General features: G+C 51.3%; 18 protein-coding genes and 1 rRNA gene. 11 read left to right on the top strand and 8 right to left on the bottom strand.

Going from position 1 to position 18,140, the window contains the following annotated elements; translation table 11 throughout:
* Window positions 1-49: 49 nt before the first annotated feature.
* From M467_RS29120 to exaC, 3 genes are all read right to left on the bottom strand, one after another.
* Window positions 50-769, bottom strand: coding sequence for a nuclease-related domain-containing protein (locus M467_RS29120; RefSeq protein WP_021067748.1), 720 nt, complete (start codon window positions 767-769; stop codon window positions 50-52).
* A 149-nt stretch (window positions 770-918) separates the two neighbouring features.
* A complete protein-coding gene (locus M467_RS29115; protein ID WP_021067747.1) occupies window positions 919-1,278 on the bottom strand; it encodes a DUF779 domain-containing protein in 360 nt (119 codons plus the stop codon).
* A gap of 1 nt (window position 1,279) precedes the next feature.
* Window positions 1,280-2,800: an acetaldehyde dehydrogenase ExaC gene (gene exaC, locus M467_RS29110; protein ID WP_021067746.1), complete on the bottom strand. Its 1,521-nt coding sequence runs from the start codon at window positions 2,798-2,800 to the stop codon at window positions 1,280-1,282.
* A gap of 221 nt (window positions 2,801-3,021) precedes the next feature.
* On the opposite strand from exaC, the gene M467_RS29105 reads away from it, so the two are divergent.
* Entirely contained in the window at window positions 3,022-3,555 is a 534-nt protein-coding gene (locus M467_RS29105) for a YceI family protein (RefSeq protein ID WP_021067745.1), read from the top strand.
* Window positions 3,556-3,581: 26 nt separating this feature from the next.
* Here the strand turns inward: M467_RS29105 and M467_RS29100 are convergent, their stop codons facing one another.
* On the bottom strand, window positions 3,582-4,565 hold the full coding sequence (locus M467_RS29100; protein ID WP_031200356.1) for a metal-dependent hydrolase: 984 nt from the start codon (window positions 4,563-4,565) through the stop codon (window positions 3,582-3,584).
* A gap of 87 nt (window positions 4,566-4,652) precedes the next feature.
* Between M467_RS29100 and mutY the strand changes: the two genes are divergently transcribed.
* From mutY to M467_RS29075, 5 genes are all read left to right on the top strand, one after another.
* A complete protein-coding gene (mutY, locus tag M467_RS29095) occupies window positions 4,653-5,687 on the top strand; it encodes an A/G-specific adenine glycosylase (protein WP_021067743.1) in 1,035 nt (344 codons plus the stop codon).
* The gene (locus M467_RS29090; protein WP_021067742.1) at window positions 5,674-6,099 is read left to right on the top strand and encodes an SRPBCC family protein; all 426 of its coding nucleotides are present in this window, start codon (window positions 5,674-5,676) and stop codon (window positions 6,097-6,099) included. The genes mutY and M467_RS29090 overlap by 14 nt, the downstream gene beginning before the upstream one ends.
* Before the next feature lie 89 nt (window positions 6,100-6,188).
* Entirely contained in the window at window positions 6,189-6,731 is a 543-nt protein-coding gene (ntdP, locus tag M467_RS29085) for a nucleoside tri-diphosphate phosphatase (RefSeq protein WP_021067741.1), read from the top strand.
* 37 nt (window positions 6,732-6,768) lie between these two features.
* Window positions 6,769-8,517 carry an ABC transporter ATP-binding protein gene (locus tag M467_RS29080; protein ID WP_021067740.1) on the top strand — a complete coding sequence of 583 codons (1,749 nt, stop codon included), beginning with the start codon at window positions 6,769-6,771 and terminating at the stop codon, window positions 8,515-8,517.
* Window positions 8,518-8,610: 93 nt separating this feature from the next.
* Entirely contained in the window at window positions 8,611-9,759 is a 1,149-nt protein-coding gene (locus tag M467_RS29075) for a DUF3238 domain-containing protein (protein ID WP_021067739.1), read from the top strand.
* 13 nt (window positions 9,760-9,772) lie between these two features.
* Here the strand turns inward: M467_RS29075 and M467_RS29070 are convergent, their stop codons facing one another.
* Both M467_RS29070 and M467_RS29065 read right to left on the bottom strand, forming a co-directional pair.
* The gene (locus M467_RS29070) at window positions 9,773-10,189 is read right to left on the bottom strand and encodes a thiol-disulfide oxidoreductase DCC family protein (protein ID WP_021067738.1); all 417 of its coding nucleotides are present in this window, start codon (window positions 10,187-10,189) and stop codon (window positions 9,773-9,775) included.
* 53 nt (window positions 10,190-10,242) lie between these two features.
* Window positions 10,243-11,475, bottom strand: a complete 1,233-nt coding sequence (locus M467_RS29065; protein ID WP_021067737.1) for an MFS transporter — start codon at window positions 11,473-11,475, stop codon at window positions 10,243-10,245.
* A 92-nt stretch (window positions 11,476-11,567) separates the two neighbouring features.
* On the opposite strand from M467_RS29065, the gene M467_RS29060 reads away from it, so the two are divergent.
* Window positions 11,568-13,205: an ABC transporter substrate-binding protein gene (locus tag M467_RS29060; RefSeq protein WP_021067736.1), complete on the top strand. Its 1,638-nt coding sequence runs from the start codon at window positions 11,568-11,570 to the stop codon at window positions 13,203-13,205.
* Window positions 13,206-13,238: 33 nt separating this feature from the next.
* On the opposite strand, the gene M467_RS29055 is transcribed toward M467_RS29060, so the two are convergent.
* Window positions 13,239-14,537, bottom strand: coding sequence for a glutamate-1-semialdehyde 2,1-aminomutase (locus M467_RS29055; protein ID WP_021067735.1), 1,299 nt, complete (start codon window positions 14,535-14,537; stop codon window positions 13,239-13,241).
* Between the two features lie 191 nt (window positions 14,538-14,728).
* Between M467_RS29055 and perR the strand changes: the two genes are divergently transcribed.
* A complete protein-coding gene (perR, locus tag M467_RS29050) occupies window positions 14,729-15,160 on the top strand; it encodes a peroxide-responsive transcriptional repressor PerR (RefSeq protein ID WP_029596002.1) in 432 nt (143 codons plus the stop codon).
* Between the two features lie 29 nt (window positions 15,161-15,189).
* On the opposite strand, the gene M467_RS29045 is transcribed toward perR, so the two are convergent.
* Window positions 15,190-15,549, bottom strand: coding sequence for a YgzB family protein (locus M467_RS29045; protein ID WP_021067733.1), 360 nt, complete (start codon window positions 15,547-15,549; stop codon window positions 15,190-15,192).
* A 167-nt stretch (window positions 15,550-15,716) separates the two neighbouring features.
* On the opposite strand from M467_RS29045, the gene M467_RS29040 reads away from it, so the two are divergent.
* From M467_RS29040 to M467_RS29030, 3 genes are all read left to right on the top strand, one after another.
* Window positions 15,717-16,583 (top strand): nucleotidyltransferase-like protein, encoded by an 867-nt coding sequence (locus M467_RS29040; protein WP_021067732.1) that lies wholly within the window; start codon window positions 15,717-15,719, stop codon window positions 16,581-16,583.
* A gap of 32 nt (window positions 16,584-16,615) precedes the next feature.
* The gene (locus M467_RS29035) at window positions 16,616-17,791 is read left to right on the top strand and encodes a PstS family phosphate ABC transporter substrate-binding protein (protein WP_021067731.1); all 1,176 of its coding nucleotides are present in this window, start codon (window positions 16,616-16,618) and stop codon (window positions 17,789-17,791) included.
* 287 nt (window positions 17,792-18,078) lie between these two features.
* Window positions 18,079-18,140 (top strand): 16S ribosomal RNA (locus M467_RS29030); the annotation flags it as partial.

Here is an 18,140-nt window from a genome sequence, read left to right as displayed (position 1 = left end):
AAGGAGTCCCGCTCACCGTGAGCGGGACTTTTTTGGATGGGACAGCCCATCACGTCACCCGTTGCTTGGCGGCGATATGGGCTTCCTTGACGGCTTCGTCAGCAGATGCGAATTGGAGCAGGTGCTCGTAGATGGCCGTCTGTTCCGCCAACGTCAACCGGGCCTCACCTGGCAAGGCAATCTGTTGTTTCCATGTCTTCCGGTTCAACACGGGAACGTCCGCCACGTCGATGCGTTTCAAGGTCGACCGGTCGCTGAAGACGATCCAAGAGTGTAATAGACTCCGCTCCACAGCAAGCGTTTGTTCCATCGCTTTCATATGTAACTCATTTTGTTTGATCGGATTGAAAAACCGGAACTTCTTTCGGTTCGGCATCGATTGGGTCCAATGCCGTTCTTGTTCATGTCCAAAAATCCAGCCGCTATAATTTTTCGACTCAATCACGTGGACACCGCTCTGGTTGATGAACACCACATCGATTTCAGTCGTACGCTCTCGATTTTTTGGATGGGGCAAATATAGATTCGTCAAGATGAAGGGATTCGGGACGCGCTCCTCGATGGCGGCGACACATAAATATTCGCCGTATAAGCCGGTGTCTTGAACGACTTTGAAATAGCTGTGTCCGGTCTGGGCGAAATAGCGGCTCCGTTTATAACGCTTGACCTTCGTATACAATATACCGCTCATCACCAGGAACAGAGGACCGAATAGACTGACCAATGAAATCATCATACCGTTAAGCATGCTCGTGAGAAGCTCGGACATAGGCTGCCTCCTTTCGTGTCTCTTTTTACTATATCGAATCGAGTCGATTGTTAGGTTGGTTTTTGGGTTAAATTGGAAATGTGATTTTGAGAAAAGGGTGCCCTTTGACTAAAAAAAGACCAGCCCTCGAGATGGCTGGTCTTCTACATTCAACTCTGTTGCAACTCGGCCCGTTCTTCGTCCGTGAACACGCGGGAACGGCTTAAAAACCGTTTTCCTTCGACGCCCTCGACCGAGAACATACCGCCCCGGCCCTCGACGACGTCGATGATGAGCTGGGTGTGCTTCCAGTAGTCGTATTGCTTCTCGTGCATATAGAACGGACAACCGCCGATTTCGCCGAGCAGGACGTCATGATCTCCAATCATGAACTCGCCTTGCGGGAAACACATCGGGGAGCTCCCGTCACAACAACCGCCCGACTGGTGAAACAAGAGCGGTCCATGTTTTCGTTTCAGCTGTTCGAGGAGCGCGAGCGTGGCGGGGGTGGCCTCGACGCGGTTCACCATCTCAGAAGAACCCGAGTTTTTGTTCGCTATAGCTGACGAGCATGTTTTTCGTCCGTTGATAATGGTTGAGCATCATCTTATGGTTCTCGCGGCCAATCCCAGACATCTTGTATCCGCCGAACGCGGCATGGGCCGGATATTGGTGATAGCAGTTGATCCAGACGCGACCTGCTTGAATCTCGCGACCGAACCGGTAGGCGCGGTTCATGTCACGCGTCCAGACGCCGGCACCGAGTCCGTATAACGTGTCGTTCGCGATGGCGAGCGCCTCGGCGTCGTCTTTGAACGTTGTCACCGATAAGACCGGTCCGAAGATCTCTTCTTGGAAGATGCGCATCTTGTTATGGCCTTTGAAGATGGTCGGCTGCACATAATAGCCGTCGGCGAGTTCGCCGTCCATCATGTTGCGTTCGCCGCCGATGAGGCACTCCGCGCCCTCCGACTTTCCGATCTCCAAATACGACAAGATCTTTTCCATCTGCTCATTCGAAGCTTGGGCACCCATCATGACGTCAGGGTCGAGCGGATTGCCGAGCTTGATGGCTTTGACCCGTTCGAGCACCCGTTCCATGAACGGCTCATAAATCGACTCGTGAATGAGCGCGCGTGATGGGCACGTACATACCTCGCCTTGGTTCAAAGCGAACATGACCAGCCCTTCGATCGACTTGTCAAAGAAATCATCATCCGCATCCATGATGTCCGCGAAGAAGATGTTCGGTGACTTCCCACCGAGTTCGAGCGTGACCGGGATGATGTTTTGTGAGGCGTACTGCATGATGAGTCGACCTGTCGTCGTCTCACCCGTGAAGGCGACTTTGTCGACGCGGTCGCTCGACGCGAGCGGTTTGCCGGCCTCGAGTCCGAACCCGTTGACGATATTCAACACGCCTGGCGGGAGTAGGTCTTCAATCAATTCCATGAGCACCATGATCGAAGCCGGCGTCTGTTCGGCTGGTTTCAATACGATACAGTTTCCGGCAGCGAGAGCCGGCGCGACTTTCCAGACCGCCATTAAAATCGGGAAGTTCCATGGGATGATTTGGGCGACGACACCGAGCGGTTCATTGAAATGATAAGCGACCGTGTCGTTGTCGAGTTCACTGATGCCGCCTTCCTGTGACCGGATGACGCCCGCAAAATAGCGGAAGTGATCGATAGCGAGCGGTAAATCGGCATTGAGCGTCTCGCGGACGGCTTTCCCGTTTTCCCACGTCTCGGCGTATGCGAGCATTTCGAGGTTCGCTTCCATACGATCGGCGATTTTATTTAAAATGACAGAGCGTTCAGTGACCGACGTTTTGCCCCAGGCGTCTTTGGCGGCATGGGCCGAATCCAAGGCGAGCTCGATATCTTCTTTCGTTGAGCGGGCGACTTCGCATAAAACTTTACCATTTACCGGAGAGGTGTTCTCAAAATATTCTCCCCCTGCAGGCGCGGTCCACTTTCCGTTGATGTAATTCTCATAGCGGTCTTTAAAGTGAACTTTCGTGCCTGTCGAGTTTGGGACTTCATAAATCATGGTCGTTCCTCCCTTTTCCGTAAAGTATAGGGATTCTATGTATGCGCTTACATTTTACTGTAAGTCAACAGCTCCCTTTTTTCATCGTAACGGGTCGGCGTGATAAAAGTCAAAATTTTTCGACAATAATTTGTCACATTTGAACGGAAATGTTTTGAAGTCAAGATTTGTGGTAAACATCATATTAGTATCAATTCCAAATCGAAGGAGTGGATAGATTCATGGCAAAAACATATCAAGTCGACCCGGCACACAGTTCGATTACATTTACGGTCAAGCATATGATGATTTCGAAAGTAAAAGGGGAGTTCAAAGATTTTCACGTCGAGGCGAACGGACAACCGGACGATCTCGCGAACGCGAGCGTGAAGGTGACGATCAAGGCGGCATCGATCGATACGAATAACAGTGACCGCGACAACCATTTGCGGTCTGGAGACTTCTTCGATGTGGAGCAACATGAGGACATCGTGTTCGAATCGACATCGTTCCGCTCAAAGGGTGGCGGTGAATTCGAATTGACCGGGAATTTAACGATTCGCGGGACGACCCGGGAAGAGACGTTCGAAGTCGAGTACGAGGGAAGCGCGAAAGATCCGTGGGGCAATATGAAACACGCTTTTACCGGGGACGGGTCAATCAACCGAGAAGATTACGGATTGACGTGGAACCAGGCTCTCGAAGCGGGTGGCGTTCTCGTCGATAAAAAAGTCAAATTTGACTTTGAGCTCCAGTTCACTGAGTCAGAGGCATAAAAAAAGTCGCTCCTGTGAGCGACTTTTTACTGTTCGTAGGCCAATTTCTTTTGCAAGCTCTCTTCACTGAACACCCAGCCTGTGAATGAAGACAACACTTCATTCGATTCTTCGTCGACGATGACGACGGCGACGAACGGATAAATATCTTTCGCGAAATAGCGCAAGTTCGTGAAGCGATACTCGATCATACCGTTGTGACGCGTGACCGTATACGTGTGAATCTTCGAGAATTCGAGGAACGATTGAAGATCCGCATTTTTACGGGCTTCCACGAAGTGAAAGTCATCTTCACCTGGCATCGGCTTGTCACGGAAACGACCGCATTCGATGACCGTTCCCTTTTTCACTTTGACGGCACCTAAACCGTTGCGGAATCGAACGGCGACATGCCAGTCATCCCAACCGATACCTGGCGAGATGAACAGTTCGTGTGCACCAGCGAAGTGACGGGCGACCGTGGCGAGGGCGCGGTTACGCAACTTGAATTGAATCGCGTAATAGCTGATGACGAGCGCAATGAGCAGTGCAAAAATCGGGACAGTCGCCCCTGTGATAAGCCATAATACATATGCCCCATAATAGGCAGAGAACAAATACGGATCAAACGTCCCGATGACGCCCCAGCCAATCCATTTTTTCGAAAACGGTTGGAGGGCCTGCGTCCCGTAGGCGTTGAACAAGTCGACCGTAACGTGTAACAACACGGCGATTTGTGCCATGACCCATAATGAAGCGGGGTTGACGCCAAGCGCGAGTCCGATGACGGCGCTGACGATGATCGGCCAGGCGAGTAGTGCGGTTATTCCGTGTGAACGACCGCGGTGCTGGCGTAAATACGTGCTATTTCCTTTTAGTTTGAAGACCGTGTCAAAGTCCGGAGCATGTGAGCCGACGAGCGCCGTCGCTGTCATGGCTAGAAACATTTGTGCGTCGCCTGACACCTCCGGGCTGAGTGTCGCGATTGCACTTAAACCTAGTCCCATCCCAATGTGAGTAGCAGTATCCAATGTGCTTCAGCACCTCCATAAAAGTAGAAAAACCGCATATTTTAATCCACTACATCATACAATATTTTTAAAACGAGGGGAAACAAAATGCTCGATGTTGATAAATTGTTCACAAATTATAATATTCAAGAATTCAACACAAATTTAGTGACGTGGTTCAATCGCGAAAAGCGTGATTTGCCATGGCGTCACGGAAAAAATCCATATCGGGTCTGGGTGAGCGAAGTCATGCTCCAACAGACGCGCGTCGATACCGTTATCCCATACTATAACCGTTTCATGGAGCGGTTCCCGACGATTGAGGCATTGGCAGCGGCCGAACCCGATGAGGTCGTCAAATATTGGGAAGGACTCGGTTATTACTCACGGGTTCGAAACCTTCATCAAGCCGTCCGAGAAGTCGTTGCCGTGTACGACGGGATTGTCCCCGAGGAAAAAGAACGGTTCGAAAAACTGAAAGGTGTCGGACCGTATACGACTGGGGCGGTGTTATCGATTGCCTACAATCAGCCGGAACCGGCCGTCGATGGCAACGTCATGCGCGTCATGTCCCGTCAATTCGGGATTTATGACGACATCGCCGTCCCGAAAACGCGAAAACTGTTCGAGCAAGTCGTGCGCCGACTCATGGACCCGGCGCATGCCTCAGACTTTAACGAAGGCATCATGGAGCTCGGGGCGACGGTATGTACGCCGAAAAACCCGATGTGTTCGCTCTGTCCCGTTCAAGACGATTGTTATGGTTATACCCATAACGTTCAAGATGAACTCCCGGTCAAGACGAAAAAAGGGGCGGCTCGGATTGAGATGTATGATGCGCTCTACTGTCGCCAGGACGGCCGGACCGCATACGTGAAGCGCCCGGATGCCGGTCTTCTCGCTGGAATGTGGCAATATCCGCTTACAGACCGCGGAACGGGGGAACAGTTAAACGGAACCTATATTGGACAAGTGAAACATGTGTTTTCCCATATCGTCTGGTACATCGACCTATACGAGGTCGAGACGCTACCGGACGGCGAGTGGGCTTGGCTCGACGAAGAGGCACGCGACGTGGTGACGGTATCGGTCGCCCAACAAAAATTAGAGCAGATGGCAGGTGCGAAAGATGAGACAGTTTGACGTACGAACACCATTCGACACGTCTGTGGACACATTATGGACGTTGCTTCAAGACGCTTCGCTCTTATCAAAACTGACGTCCTTCCCGAAAGTGACTCTCGTTGGAGATGGGGCTTCGGTCGAGGGGAACGTCGTTCAGCTCCGTATCGGGGTTGGGCCGGTCTCTTTGCCTTGGAATAGCGTCATCACATTGGCTGGAGACCGTGCCTTTTGTGATCAAGGCGTAAAGTTGCCGTTTCCTTTCCGTCGTTTCAGTCACGTCCACCGCGTCGAACAAGTGGACGGGCAAGCCGTTATGGTCGATGAGGTCACGTTCGACAGTTACGTGCCGACTGTCCTCGTCGAGTACTTCGTGCTCCGGCCGATGTTCAAAGCGCGAGCCGAGGCATTCCAAAAAACACTAAATTCGTGAAAATAAGAGATTTCCTTTTTCATTGGTTCTGAAAGTCGCTATAATTAAATATGAGAATTGTATAGCATCATAGCGGAAAGGAGGAGCTTATGAGCTTATTTCCCAAAGCAGGTAGCAAGATCGAGATACAGAGCTACAAGCACAACGGAACTTTGCATCGCGTTTGGGAAGAAACGCTCGTCCTTCAGTCGTCAAAAACGGATATGATCGGATTCAATGACCGCATCATGGTCAGTGAGTCAGACGGCCGGCAATGGAGAACACGTGAGCCGGCAATTTGCTACTTTTCATCTGAGTTTTGGTTCAATGTCATCTGCATGATTCGCGAAGATGGGATTTACTACTACTGTAATCTAGGTTCGCCGACAACGTTCGATGGGGCAGAACGTGCCATCAAGTACATCGATTACGATTTGGACATCAAGGTGTTCCCGGATATGTCGTACACGATTTTAGATGAGGATGAATATGAGCGGCATCGTCGCGAGATGAATTATCCGAAAGCGATTGATCGAATCTTGAAACAGAACGTTCAAGAACTTATTAACTGGATTCGAGGACGGAAAGGGCCGTTCAACCCAACATTCGTCGATGAATGGTATCGCGAATACGAAGCACGTTACCGGAGATGATCGCTCATCTCCGCTTTTTTTCTTGAAGGAGGAACTAATGGGTAGTATTAAACGTTATTTACAGTTCGTTAAACCGTATAAGAAACAAATCGCGCTGACCATTTTCGTCGGGATTTTGAAATTTTCCATCCCGCTCGGGTTGCCGCTCCTTTATAGATATGTCATCGATAACTATTTGACAGACCCGGAACCGGCGAGGGATTATACCGAGCTCGTCTGGCTGTTCAGCATCGTCTTCTTCGTCTTCCTCGTCTTGAAGCCGCCGATTGAATACTTGCGCCAATATTTGGCGCAATGGGCAGCGACGCGGATTTTGTTCGACGTCCGGAACCGATTGTTCGACCACGTCCAAAAACTATCGCTCCGCTATTATTCGAACAATAAGACGGGACAGATTATCTCGCGCATCATCAACGATGTCGAACAGACGAAAGACTTCGTCATCACCGGTTTGATGAACATTTGGCTCGATATGGTCACGATTTTAATCGCGATCGCCATCATGTACACGATTGACCCGCAATTGACGCTCATCGCCATCTTGCCGCTCCCGTTCTACGCCATCGCCGTCCGCTACTTCTACGGAAGATTGCGCCGGCTTACGCGGGAACGCTCGGCCGCCCTTGCGGACCTTCAAGGTCATTTGACCGAACGCGTCAACGGGATGGCCGTCATCCGCAGCTTCGCCCTCGAACCGTATGAGAACAAGGCGTTCGAAGAACAGAACGGTGGCTTCTTGAAGGCCGCGCTCCGTCATACGGGGTGGAACGCGAAGACGTACGTCGTCGTCTCGACGATCACGGACATCGCCCCGATCTTAATCTTCACATCGGCTTCTTGGCTCGTCCTGCAAAGGGACGTCTCGCTAGGGACACTCGTCGCCTTCATCGCGTATATCGATCGTCTCTACGCACCGCTCGGCCGTCTCGTCAACTCGGCGACGACGCTCACGCAGTCGGTCGCTTCGATGGACCGGGTCTTCGAGTTCCTCGATGAGCCGTATGACATCGAAGAAAAATCGAGTGCGTTCGTTCCCGTGAAAACGGCAGGCGACATCGAACTCGATCAGGTCAGCTTTGCGTACGAGAAAGACGGTACCCGCGCCCTCCGTGACGTCAACCTGCATATTCGCTCTGGAGAGCGGGTTGCGTTCGTTGGCATGTCCGGTGGCGGAAAGTCGACGCTCGTCAGCTTGATTCCACGGTTTTATGACGTCACGTCGGGCAGCATCAAAATCGATGGCACCGATGTCCGTGATTTCAAATTGCGGGCTCTGCGCGATCAAATCGGGATGGTCATGCAAGATTCGGTTCTGTTCAGTGAATCGGTCGCGATGAACATCCGGATGGGGAATCCGGAAGCGAGTGACGAAGATGTGATCGCCGCCGCGAAAGCAGCGAACGCACATGAGTTCATCTCGAACTTGCAGGATGGCTACAATACGCCGGTCGGGGAAAAAGGTGTCAAACTGTCAGGCGGTCAGAAACAACGGCTTGCCATCGCCCGTGTCTTCTTGAAACATCCGCCAATCATTATTCTCGACGAAGCGACGAGTGCGCTCGACCTTGAGAGTGAGGCGATGATTCAGGATTCGCTCGCGCGTTTGACGAAAGGGAGAACGACGCTCATCGTCGCGCACCGATTGTCGACCATCACCGATGCCGATAAGATTGTCGTCGTCGATAACGGACAAATTATGGAGACCGGGACGCATGAAGAACTGATGCGTCGCCGCGGAGCCTATTACGATTTGTATATGATTCAAGATTTGGCAGTCGTCGAATGAGACGCGGCCTCGAGGAGACTCGGGGCCTTTTTTTGTTTTCCGTGACAGTGAGACGGGAATGAAGAAACGACATGCCAAAAGGGGGAGAGTCCAATGATGAACGGGGAAGGTTTAATCACAGTAAAACCGCTTAAGGACGCGCTCGAGCTGACGTGGTCAGTGGAGGGGAAGGTCCGGCTTACGCGGAACGGGAAGTATGTGTATGAAGGGACCGACCAGCACTATGTCGACCATGAGACGGCCGTCGGAGAGCAAGTCGCCTATCGTCTCACGGATGAGCAAGGGGAAGTGGCGAAAGTGTATACGGCCGCCGTCGACCCGAGCGATGATTTGTATTGGAATCGACATCTCACATCGGCCGTCGTCGCGTCGACCGGTACCCATCTCCAATGGGATCCGATTCCTGACGTCGAGACGTATGCGATCTATCGACAAGGACGACGAATCGCCGAGGTCGTCGGGAACGCCTATTTGGACGACACACCGCTACACGAACCGACGATGTATGAAGTTCGGGCGCTCCGCCCGGTGAAGCGAGACGCGAAACCGGGGACGCGTCTCATTCACGCTGTCGGCAAAGCAATGTCACTCGCCAAAGAATTGAAGACGGACACGCGGCGCGACAAAGAACTGTTCGTCATGTATTTTCTCGTCAGTCCGCTCCGTCCTGATTTGGAGACGGTCAATCAGATTCAGCTTCGCGTCCAGACGTTCATTCGTCCGCCGATGATTAAAAATCCGAACTTATTGTCGCCTCACCCTTATTTTGAAGGGGATGGACGACCATACAACGTTCATGCGAACGACTATCGGACGCGGACGGAAGTGAAAGTCGAAGGGATGCACGACATTCCGATCGTCTCTATCAAAAAAGATGCCGGAGTGACGCGCGGATACAACGCCCGTCATCAACTGACAGGAGAAGATGTCGCTTCGGTCGATCAAGTGTATCTTGACGATATCGATATTGACCGGGGGCGGACCGCATACCGCTTGCACCATTCGGTCGGCAATCCGCTCGTCATCGCGCCGGACATCAAGTACACGATTGTCGCACAATTGAAGGACACTGCCACGTTCAAACTGTCCGGTAGTCATACGCAATCGCCGCACCATGAAGTGTATCTTCAAGTCGGGGATGCCCCGTGGACGACGATTCACCGGGCCGATGACCTCGGTGTCAGTTTCATGGGCAATCCGATGCCGGAGTGCCATTGGACGTACTTGACGTGTATGGACTAAAAAAACCGTCGACTCATCGAGTCGGCGGTTTTGGTTGTTGATCGAGAAACCGGCTTCGTTCTTCCGGTGTCGGCAGTTTACACGTCTGTTTTTGTCCGAACCATTCGTAACGATGCTTGGCGATGACATCATAGCCGAAGTCGCGAATCGGTTTTGGGACGATTTTCACGAACCGGAGCCATCGCCACATCCCATCCAATCCTTCTGCAATCCGGATGGCCGCGTCGGATTTGATATAAGGCACGCCGTCACGAATCAAGACGATGCTGTCAACCGAGTCGCTGATGCGGTGACGTTCGCGTAACGCTTTCCCAGCGTCGCCTTGAAGCGAGGCAAAGTGGAAATTCCCTGTTGTGTCCCGATTCAGGATGAATTGGACGCTGGCGTCGCAAAAATTACAGTCTCCATCAAACAATACAATGGCTGGCATTTGGTTCGCCTCCTTCACTCTTGCCTGTTTCCGTTCCGGAGTCAGTTCAAACGTCATGCGGCAAGCTGGCGCAGCGATTCCATTTTATAGAGCGAGACGTAATAAAGATACGCCCCGAGCGCCCCGAACAAGAAGATGTAGCCGCTCATGAACACAGGTCCGATGAACGCCCCGACGACGATGCCGGCCGCGGCCACGAGTTTGGCCCCATGGAATGTGAGTCCTCCAAAAGCGAGATACGAAGCGCGACGCTCTGGGTCGAGCAGGTCGACTTGCTTCACTTGGCGGATTGGTGAGTATAGCAACTCCCCGACCGTGAAGACGATGGCCAAGACGGCGAGAATCAGAAATGAGTTCATCGATGTGATGGCCGCATATGCTGTGATATAGAGTGACAAGCCGATGAAAAATACGTATTTCTCCCGGTACCGTTTCACAAAGCCGGTGACGGCGAACGTGATGGCGACGACGAGCAATGTGTTCTCGAGCTGCATGAACGCCATCATCCGGACACCGTCGAACGGCACGCCGATAATCGCACGTTCTTGAAACGATTCGGCCAAATGAACGCCGATATAGTTTGCCATATGAAACTCTGTCGAGAAGACGAGCATGCTACCGAGCACGAAGAGCATCCAGCGTCGGTCATTCAAGGCAATCCGATAGTTTTGAATCACGCCGACGATCGGGTTGGCCGGCGTCGACCGGTTACCTTGATGTGAATCGACGAGATAGCGTTGCAAGACGACCGTTGTGATGGTCAATACGAGCGTCATACCGATAAATAAACCAAACCGATAGTCGCGATAGAACGCACCGCCGAGCATGACACCGCCGGCGATCGCTAAATTGACGAGCCAATAATCATATACATAAATCGCTTTTCGATTCGATGGTTCCATCGAGTCGATCACAATCGCTTCGAGAGCCGGATAGTTCAAGCCGTTGGCGACGGCGTGACCGAAATACAAGATGGCTACGGCGAGTGCCCAGTTGTTCGATGGGTGAATCGCGACTGTCATTCCGATGAAGCAGAGAATTTGGACGAGTTGGCCAATCTGTAAGACGTGCTTGCGATTAAAGCGGTCGGAGAAGTACCCACCGAACAAGCCGGTGACATACCCGACGATGACGAATGACGTCATGATGATCCCGGCAGCGATTTTGCCGAGTTCTTCTGAAAAATATAAAGCCATGAATGGAAAGATGGCCGAGCCGACGATGCGGATGAAAAATCCACAGACGAGTCGAAGTCGGACGTTAGTTGGGAAATCTTTGAATTTCATGTGAGCACCTCCTTGTCACTACTTTAAACGTGGACTACACTTGGTAAAAAGAGACAAATTATTTGGACATGTCCACTTTTAGGGGGAATGACATGAATGCAAAACTAGTGGCAATTTATCGCTATGCGTTACAGGCGGACAAAATGGACGTGACACTCCGGCAAGCCGTCGAGGTGGTCGGCTATAGTGAGAAACAAGTTAAGCGCGATATCAAGGCATGGGAGGCGATGGGGTGGGTGACCTATCAAGCTGGCAAAGGGCGCGGCCATGAATCGAGGCTTCGTTTTCAGTCGGACTTTGACGAGACGCTCCAGGCGTGGGTCGTAACCTCATTTTCTGAGGCTACGATGGCGCAGGCGGCCAAAAGGTTGGAGTGGGATTGGCCAACCGCATTACGGGAACTGATCCAAGCGCGGATTTGGAACCGATTTGGCTTCGAACAGACGGAAGAAGACCGTTTTATTTTCCCGAGAACACGGACACTCGAGTCACTTGATCCGCTTGATATCCACATCGCAATGGAGGCGTCGTTATCGCGTCACGTCTTCGACCGCCTGTTCGAATGGGACGGGACCACGGTTCAACCGTCGCTGGCCCATCATATGGAGGAGACGCTATTTGGATTTCGCTGTTACATCCGTAAAGGGATCACTTTCCACAACGGGATGACGTTAACGGGCAAAGACGTCGTCTACTCATTGAGCCGACTCTTGGCTCGCGGCAAACAAGTTTGGTTGTTCGCACCGATTGATCGGGTCGACTCGCCCGCACCGTATGTGGTCGACCTCTATACGAAAGCACATCGGGCCTACATCGAGCGCTTGCTTGCTCAAACACCGGCATCCATTACGTATGAAGGAGCAGAAGGGATTGTTGGGACGGGGCCTTTCAAATTGGAGAAACAATCCGACGACGTCGTGCGTTTACGGGCGTTCGAGCGGGGGTTGCGCCCGCGTCCGTCATTGGACGTGGTTGAGTTTGTCACGTTCTCGGAAGCAGATCACGCCAAATGGAGCGCCCGGGACGATCATAGCGTCGTGAAATGGATTGCCGAGGCCGGGGCTCGTTATCTCATGTTCAACTTACAGCACTCCTGGCTGAAAGAAGATATGGCGACGCGACGAGCGATTCAACGGGCGATCGATAAACAAGCGGTCGTCGATTTGGGGGGAGAACGTCATCAAGTGGCCCACGGCTTCTTCCCGGAAACGAGTCGCCCGATTCCACTGGCCGAGCCAAGCGAGAGTTCTAAGCGTCCGCTCCGACTATTACACTTGCCGTTCGACGTGGCGACGGAAGACGCGGCGCTTGTCGCATCACAGTTGCGGGCTGCCGGTTTCACCGTCGAGACGGAGACGTATGCGCTCAGTTGTTTACTGCAAGAGGAGACACTTCGCCGAGCCGATTTGATTTTATGCGGGGAGATGATGAGCGAAGACTTGGATTTGGCGTTTCTCGCCTTTTTGACGAGTGAACTGTCGCTCGTCGGCAAGCTCGTCGCACATGAAACGGACCTCCGAACGATGATGGACCGCTACCGTCAAACCGATATGAGCGCTTGGCCGATGCTCCATCGGGAGGTGGAACGCTATCTGACGGAGGCGGCGCTCGTCATTCCGCTATACCATGTCGAGCGGGAGCGGAGCTTCCCGAGTTTTCTAGGCGACGTGCCGGTCGATATATTCGGACATCCACGCTACGACCAGTTGTGGATCCGACCTTCGGTGTAATCAAAAAGGAGATGCCGCGGCATCTCCTTTTACTTATAGTTGGGCGAAGGCGCGGTTTACCGCAACAATCGTCTCTTCGATATCTGTCTCGCTATGCTCAGTCGTCAAGAACCAAGCCTCATACTTAGAAGGGGCCAAATTGACACCGTTCTCGAGCATCAATTTAAAGAAGCGTCCGAACACTTCAGCGTCCGACTTCTCGGCTCCCTCATAGTCGGTCACGACCTCGTCCGTGAAGTACACCGTAAGTGCGCCTTTTAGACGGTTCAATGTGATGGTCACGCCGTGTGTTTCAGCGGCTTCACGAATCCCGGCCTCGAGCTGGGCACCGAGCGCGTCAAGCTTTTCATACACACCCGGTTGCTCGAGTACTTCGAGGCAAGCAATCCCTGTTGCCATCGATGCCGGGTTACCGGCCATCGTTCCGGCCTGATAAGCTGGACCGAGCGGAGCGACCGTCTCCATAATTTCAGCTTTACCTCCATAGGCACCAATCGGCAAGCCTCCGCCGATGATTTTCCCGAGGGCGGTCATATCCGGCTCGATGCCATATACTTGCTGGGCACTACCGTATGTGAAGCGGAACGCCGTGATCACTTCGTCGTAAATAACGAGGGCGCCATGTTCATGGGTGATGTCGTTGATGGCCTGGAGGAATCCAGGTTTCGGCTCGACGATGCCGAAGTTTCCGACAATCGGTTCGACGAGGACACAGGCGATTTGACTGCCCCATTCGCGCATCATGTCTCGGAACGCCTCGACGTCATTGAACGGCACGGTGATGACTTCTTTCGCCGTGGCCCGTGTGACGCCGGCCGAATCTGGTGAGCCGAGCGTGGCTGGTCCGCTGCCTGCTGCGATGAGCATCAAGTCCGAGTGGCCATGATAGCAACCGCTGAATTTGACGACGAGTTCGCGTCCCGTGTAAGCACGGGCGACACGTACGGTCGTCATGACCGCCTCGGTCCCCGAGTTGGTGAAACGGACCTTGTCCATTGACGGGATGGCCGCCTTTAGTTTTTTCGCGAACTCGACTTCAAGCGCATGCGGTGTCCCGTAAAGGAGTCCTTTAGACGAAGCCGCGATTAACGCTTTATGGATATGCGGATGGGCGTGGCCCGTGATAATCGGACCGTACGCCGCCAAATAGTCGATATAACGATTGCCGTCGACGTCATAGAAATAGGCGCCGTCTCCTCGTTCCATATAGACGGGTGCACCTCCGCCGACTGCCTTGAATGAGCGGGAAGGGCTGTTGACCCCGCCGACGATATGCGTCAAGGCGTCGGTATACAAAACGTCTGAATTGTTGCGTGTAGATGATGTTGCCATATGTATTGCCTCCTTTTACAAATTCGCACTTATTGTATCACAGCCGTCAACCGCTTAAGCTCAACGTTTGACGACCGTTCCAGAAATCAGTACACTATTTATAAAGATTACTATGTAAGAAATAGGTTAATTACTACTAACACTTCGAATGAATTCTATAGAAGAAATGAGGGATTGACGTGGGAAGCGAAATGCTTGACCATGCTGTTCAGTCGCTCCGAGAACATGGAGTCAGAATGACGCCTCAGCGCCAGGCCATTTTGGAGTACCTCGTCACGGAGCACAGTCACCCGACAGCGGATGACATTTATAAGGCACTTTCGGCGAGATTTCCGAACATGAGTGTCGCTACCGTCTATAACAACTTGCGCGTCTTTAAAGAAGTCGGTCTCGTCCAAGAGATGAATTACGGAGACGCATCGAGCCGGTTTGATTTCGTGACGTCGCGTCACTACCACATCATCTGTGATGCGTGTGGGAAAGTCGTTGACTTCAACTACCCGGTCCTCGATGAAATCGAATCGGTCGCATCTCAATTGACTGGGTTCAAAGTCGACCGCCATCGTCTCGAAGTATACGGGACATGCCCGGCGTGCCAAGCTGAACAAGCGCATAAACATTAAAAAAACATCCTCTGCCTGAGGATGTTTTTTTATTCGTGTGAATGTGATTGGCGTTTGTTATATTTTTCGTCGAACTCTTTACCTTCGAGCGATTGGTCGATCGTGAGCGGTTCGTCGCAATGCATACATAAGTCGACCCGACCGAGCATCTTTGTCTGTTTCTCACAATTCGGGCAAGTGACGACGATGGCTTTCGTGGATGCCATCCCAATAATAAAGTAGAGCGCTGAACTCGATAACACCATCACGAAGCCGAGCAACATGAAAATAATCATCAGCCATGTGATGCTTTTCGCCAACAGGCCGAGATACATGACCCCGATTCCCGCAAAGACGAGCAACAACGCAAGGTTTCGAGCGCGGTTGATTTTATTCCCCCGTTTTTTCATTTCGTAATCCCTCCATGTCTGTCTTTACTATAGCTCATCTGCTCGATCGTGAGAAGTTCATACAATCGCTGGCAGGAGAATTTTAAAAGAAGGCGAATCATTTTCGTATCAGATTATTGGGTGGACGTTTGAAGTTCATCATATAGAAAGAAGGTATCAAGGTGACTATGGAGTATGCCACACGCACGATCTATTCGGAATATGCAGCCTTGAAGACGACGCTTGGCATCATCGAAGTGAAGAAGAAACGACCACGCGATCCGTTGACCGACCAATCGGACCGGTTGTTGATTGTGATTGAAGCCAAAGAAGAACCGTTCTGGACAGTGAAACACTATCAGGTCGGACAAGAAAAAATCATTCTCCATTTGGTGAGTGATTCGATGATGGACCGCTGGATTTTGATGAACGAGAATCGCCGGGCCATCCACTGGATTGAAGATGGAATGGTGTTGTTTGAACGAAATACGTTTTTATTAGACTTGCGACAACGTCTTCGTAATTTCTCAAACGATGAGCAACGTCTGCAACTATCGCTTGCTTTTGCGAAATTGCTGCGACGCTTTGAAGACGGCCGAAGCTTATTTTTGCAAGAGGAACACCAAGACGCCTTCACCCAAATTCATCATGCCTTGACTCATTTGGCCAGATTATCGGTCTTAGAGGCCGGGATTCATCCTGAAATCGTATTATGGAAACAAGTACGCACACTCGATTTAGAAATATATAAACTCCACGAGGAACTCGTGAGCGGACATGAGTCGCTTGAACAACGGATTCACTTGGTGATTATCGGAATGGAACATTTGATTCAATCAAAAGTGTTGCCGGGCACGCTTCTGCTACTGCAAACGATGCAACAACGCGACGAACCGTGGCCGTTTTCGGAATTAATGGAACACCCGAACTTGCAAGCATTGAAAGTCGACCTAGGTAGCATCGTCGGGTTCCTTGTCCGCAAAGGATACGTCCGTTCGGTCGCGCGACCGACAAAAGGTGTTGGGGTGGAAGCCATCGCCTATGAGATCGCCTAACTATATATAAGCGAATGGAGTAGTTGAATCAGATGAAAATCGTCAAGTTTATATTCGGTAGTGTGTTGATTGTGCTTGTGACCGCAGTCATATCGGTCTTTACAGCACTCTTTACGATGGGCAATCCGATTGCAGGAGGACGCCCGATCCTTTGGACAATTTGGTACGTTGCCGCTTTATTAATTCTCATTATGGCGCTATATGACTTCTCGTCGTTAACGAAGGGGCAACTCAAACGAGTCGGATTGATTGGAACCGTGATTGGAGTCGTGTTCTTCGGTTCAGTGAAAGGGTACTACGTGTATACAGAAGGTTTGCGGATTGAAGAACGCGGTGTTGAGTTGTTTGACTATCAACCGTTTAAAGAGGAATCCGATTTAGCTAAGCTCGATGCGCCATCTTCGTTTAAAATCGATTCAAATCTCCCACGCCTCGATGGTGCTACGGCACTCTATCCACTGTATGCGTCTTTTGTCGAAGCGGTTTATCCTTCTGACGAATATAATCCGTATAGTACGGAGGAGAGTCCTGTCGTCTCAACGACGACGGGAGAAGCGTATGATCGGTTGATTCAAGGGAAGACGGACATCATCTTTGTCGCCGGACCATCAGATCTTCAAGTGGCCGCGGCTAAGAAGGCTGGTGTGGAGTTCAACATGACACCGATCGGGCGCGAAGCGTTTGTCTTCTTTGTACATGAAGACAATCCAGTTGACTCGCTTAAATTAGACGAGATTCAACAATTGTATGCCGGAGACATCGATAATTGGAGTGAGGTCGGAGGCGAGAATGATCCGATTCGAGCCTTCCAACGTCCAGAAGGAAGCGGGAGCCAGACGGCCTTGCAGCGGGTGATGGGTGATCGTAAATTGATGGCTGCACCCGTTGAAGATGTTCCGGAAGGTATGGGCGGTATTATCGAACAGACGGCCGCATACACTAATCATAAAAATGCGATTGGGTTCTCTTTCCGCTTCTATGCGACCGAGATGGTCGAAGATCACGACATTAAATTACTTCAAGTGAATGGAATCGCTCCAACGGTCGAAACCATCGCTGACGGGACGTATCCGATCACTTCTGAATTTTATGCCATCACGACAGAAGAGAACTATGAAACGCATAAGCCGTTTTTAGATTGGATGACATCTGAAGAAGGGCAGACATTGGTGGAGCGGACGGGCTATGTGCCGCTAGCGAAAGATTGAAGCGTTGGGCCTCATGACGGGGGCTCAACCTTTTTTATTTTTTTGTAATATTTCTATTGACGAAGTGGTAAATAGAGATTATAGTTATAAACGTTGTCACGGCAAAAGATTATTTCAGTAAAACAATTTGTGAAAAAAATTGTTGACGCGGAGATAGACGACGTGATAAATTAATGAAGTCGCCAAGAGCGACAGACGAACTTTGAAAACTGAACGATGAGGCAAAAACGATTTACAATTTTTGAATGAAGCGCAAGCTTCGTCATTTTTAAAGAGCTATATCAAATTCTTTGGAGAGTTTGATCCTGGCTCAGGACGAACGCTGGCGGCGTGCCTAATACATGCAAGT

The sequence above is a fragment of the Exiguobacterium chiriqhucha RW-2 genome (assembly GCF_000416965.1).
Classification (GTDB): domain Bacteria; phylum Bacillota; class Bacilli; order Exiguobacteriales; family Exiguobacteriaceae; genus Exiguobacterium; species Exiguobacterium chiriqhucha.
This window is presented reverse-complemented; position numbering and strand designations above follow the sequence as displayed.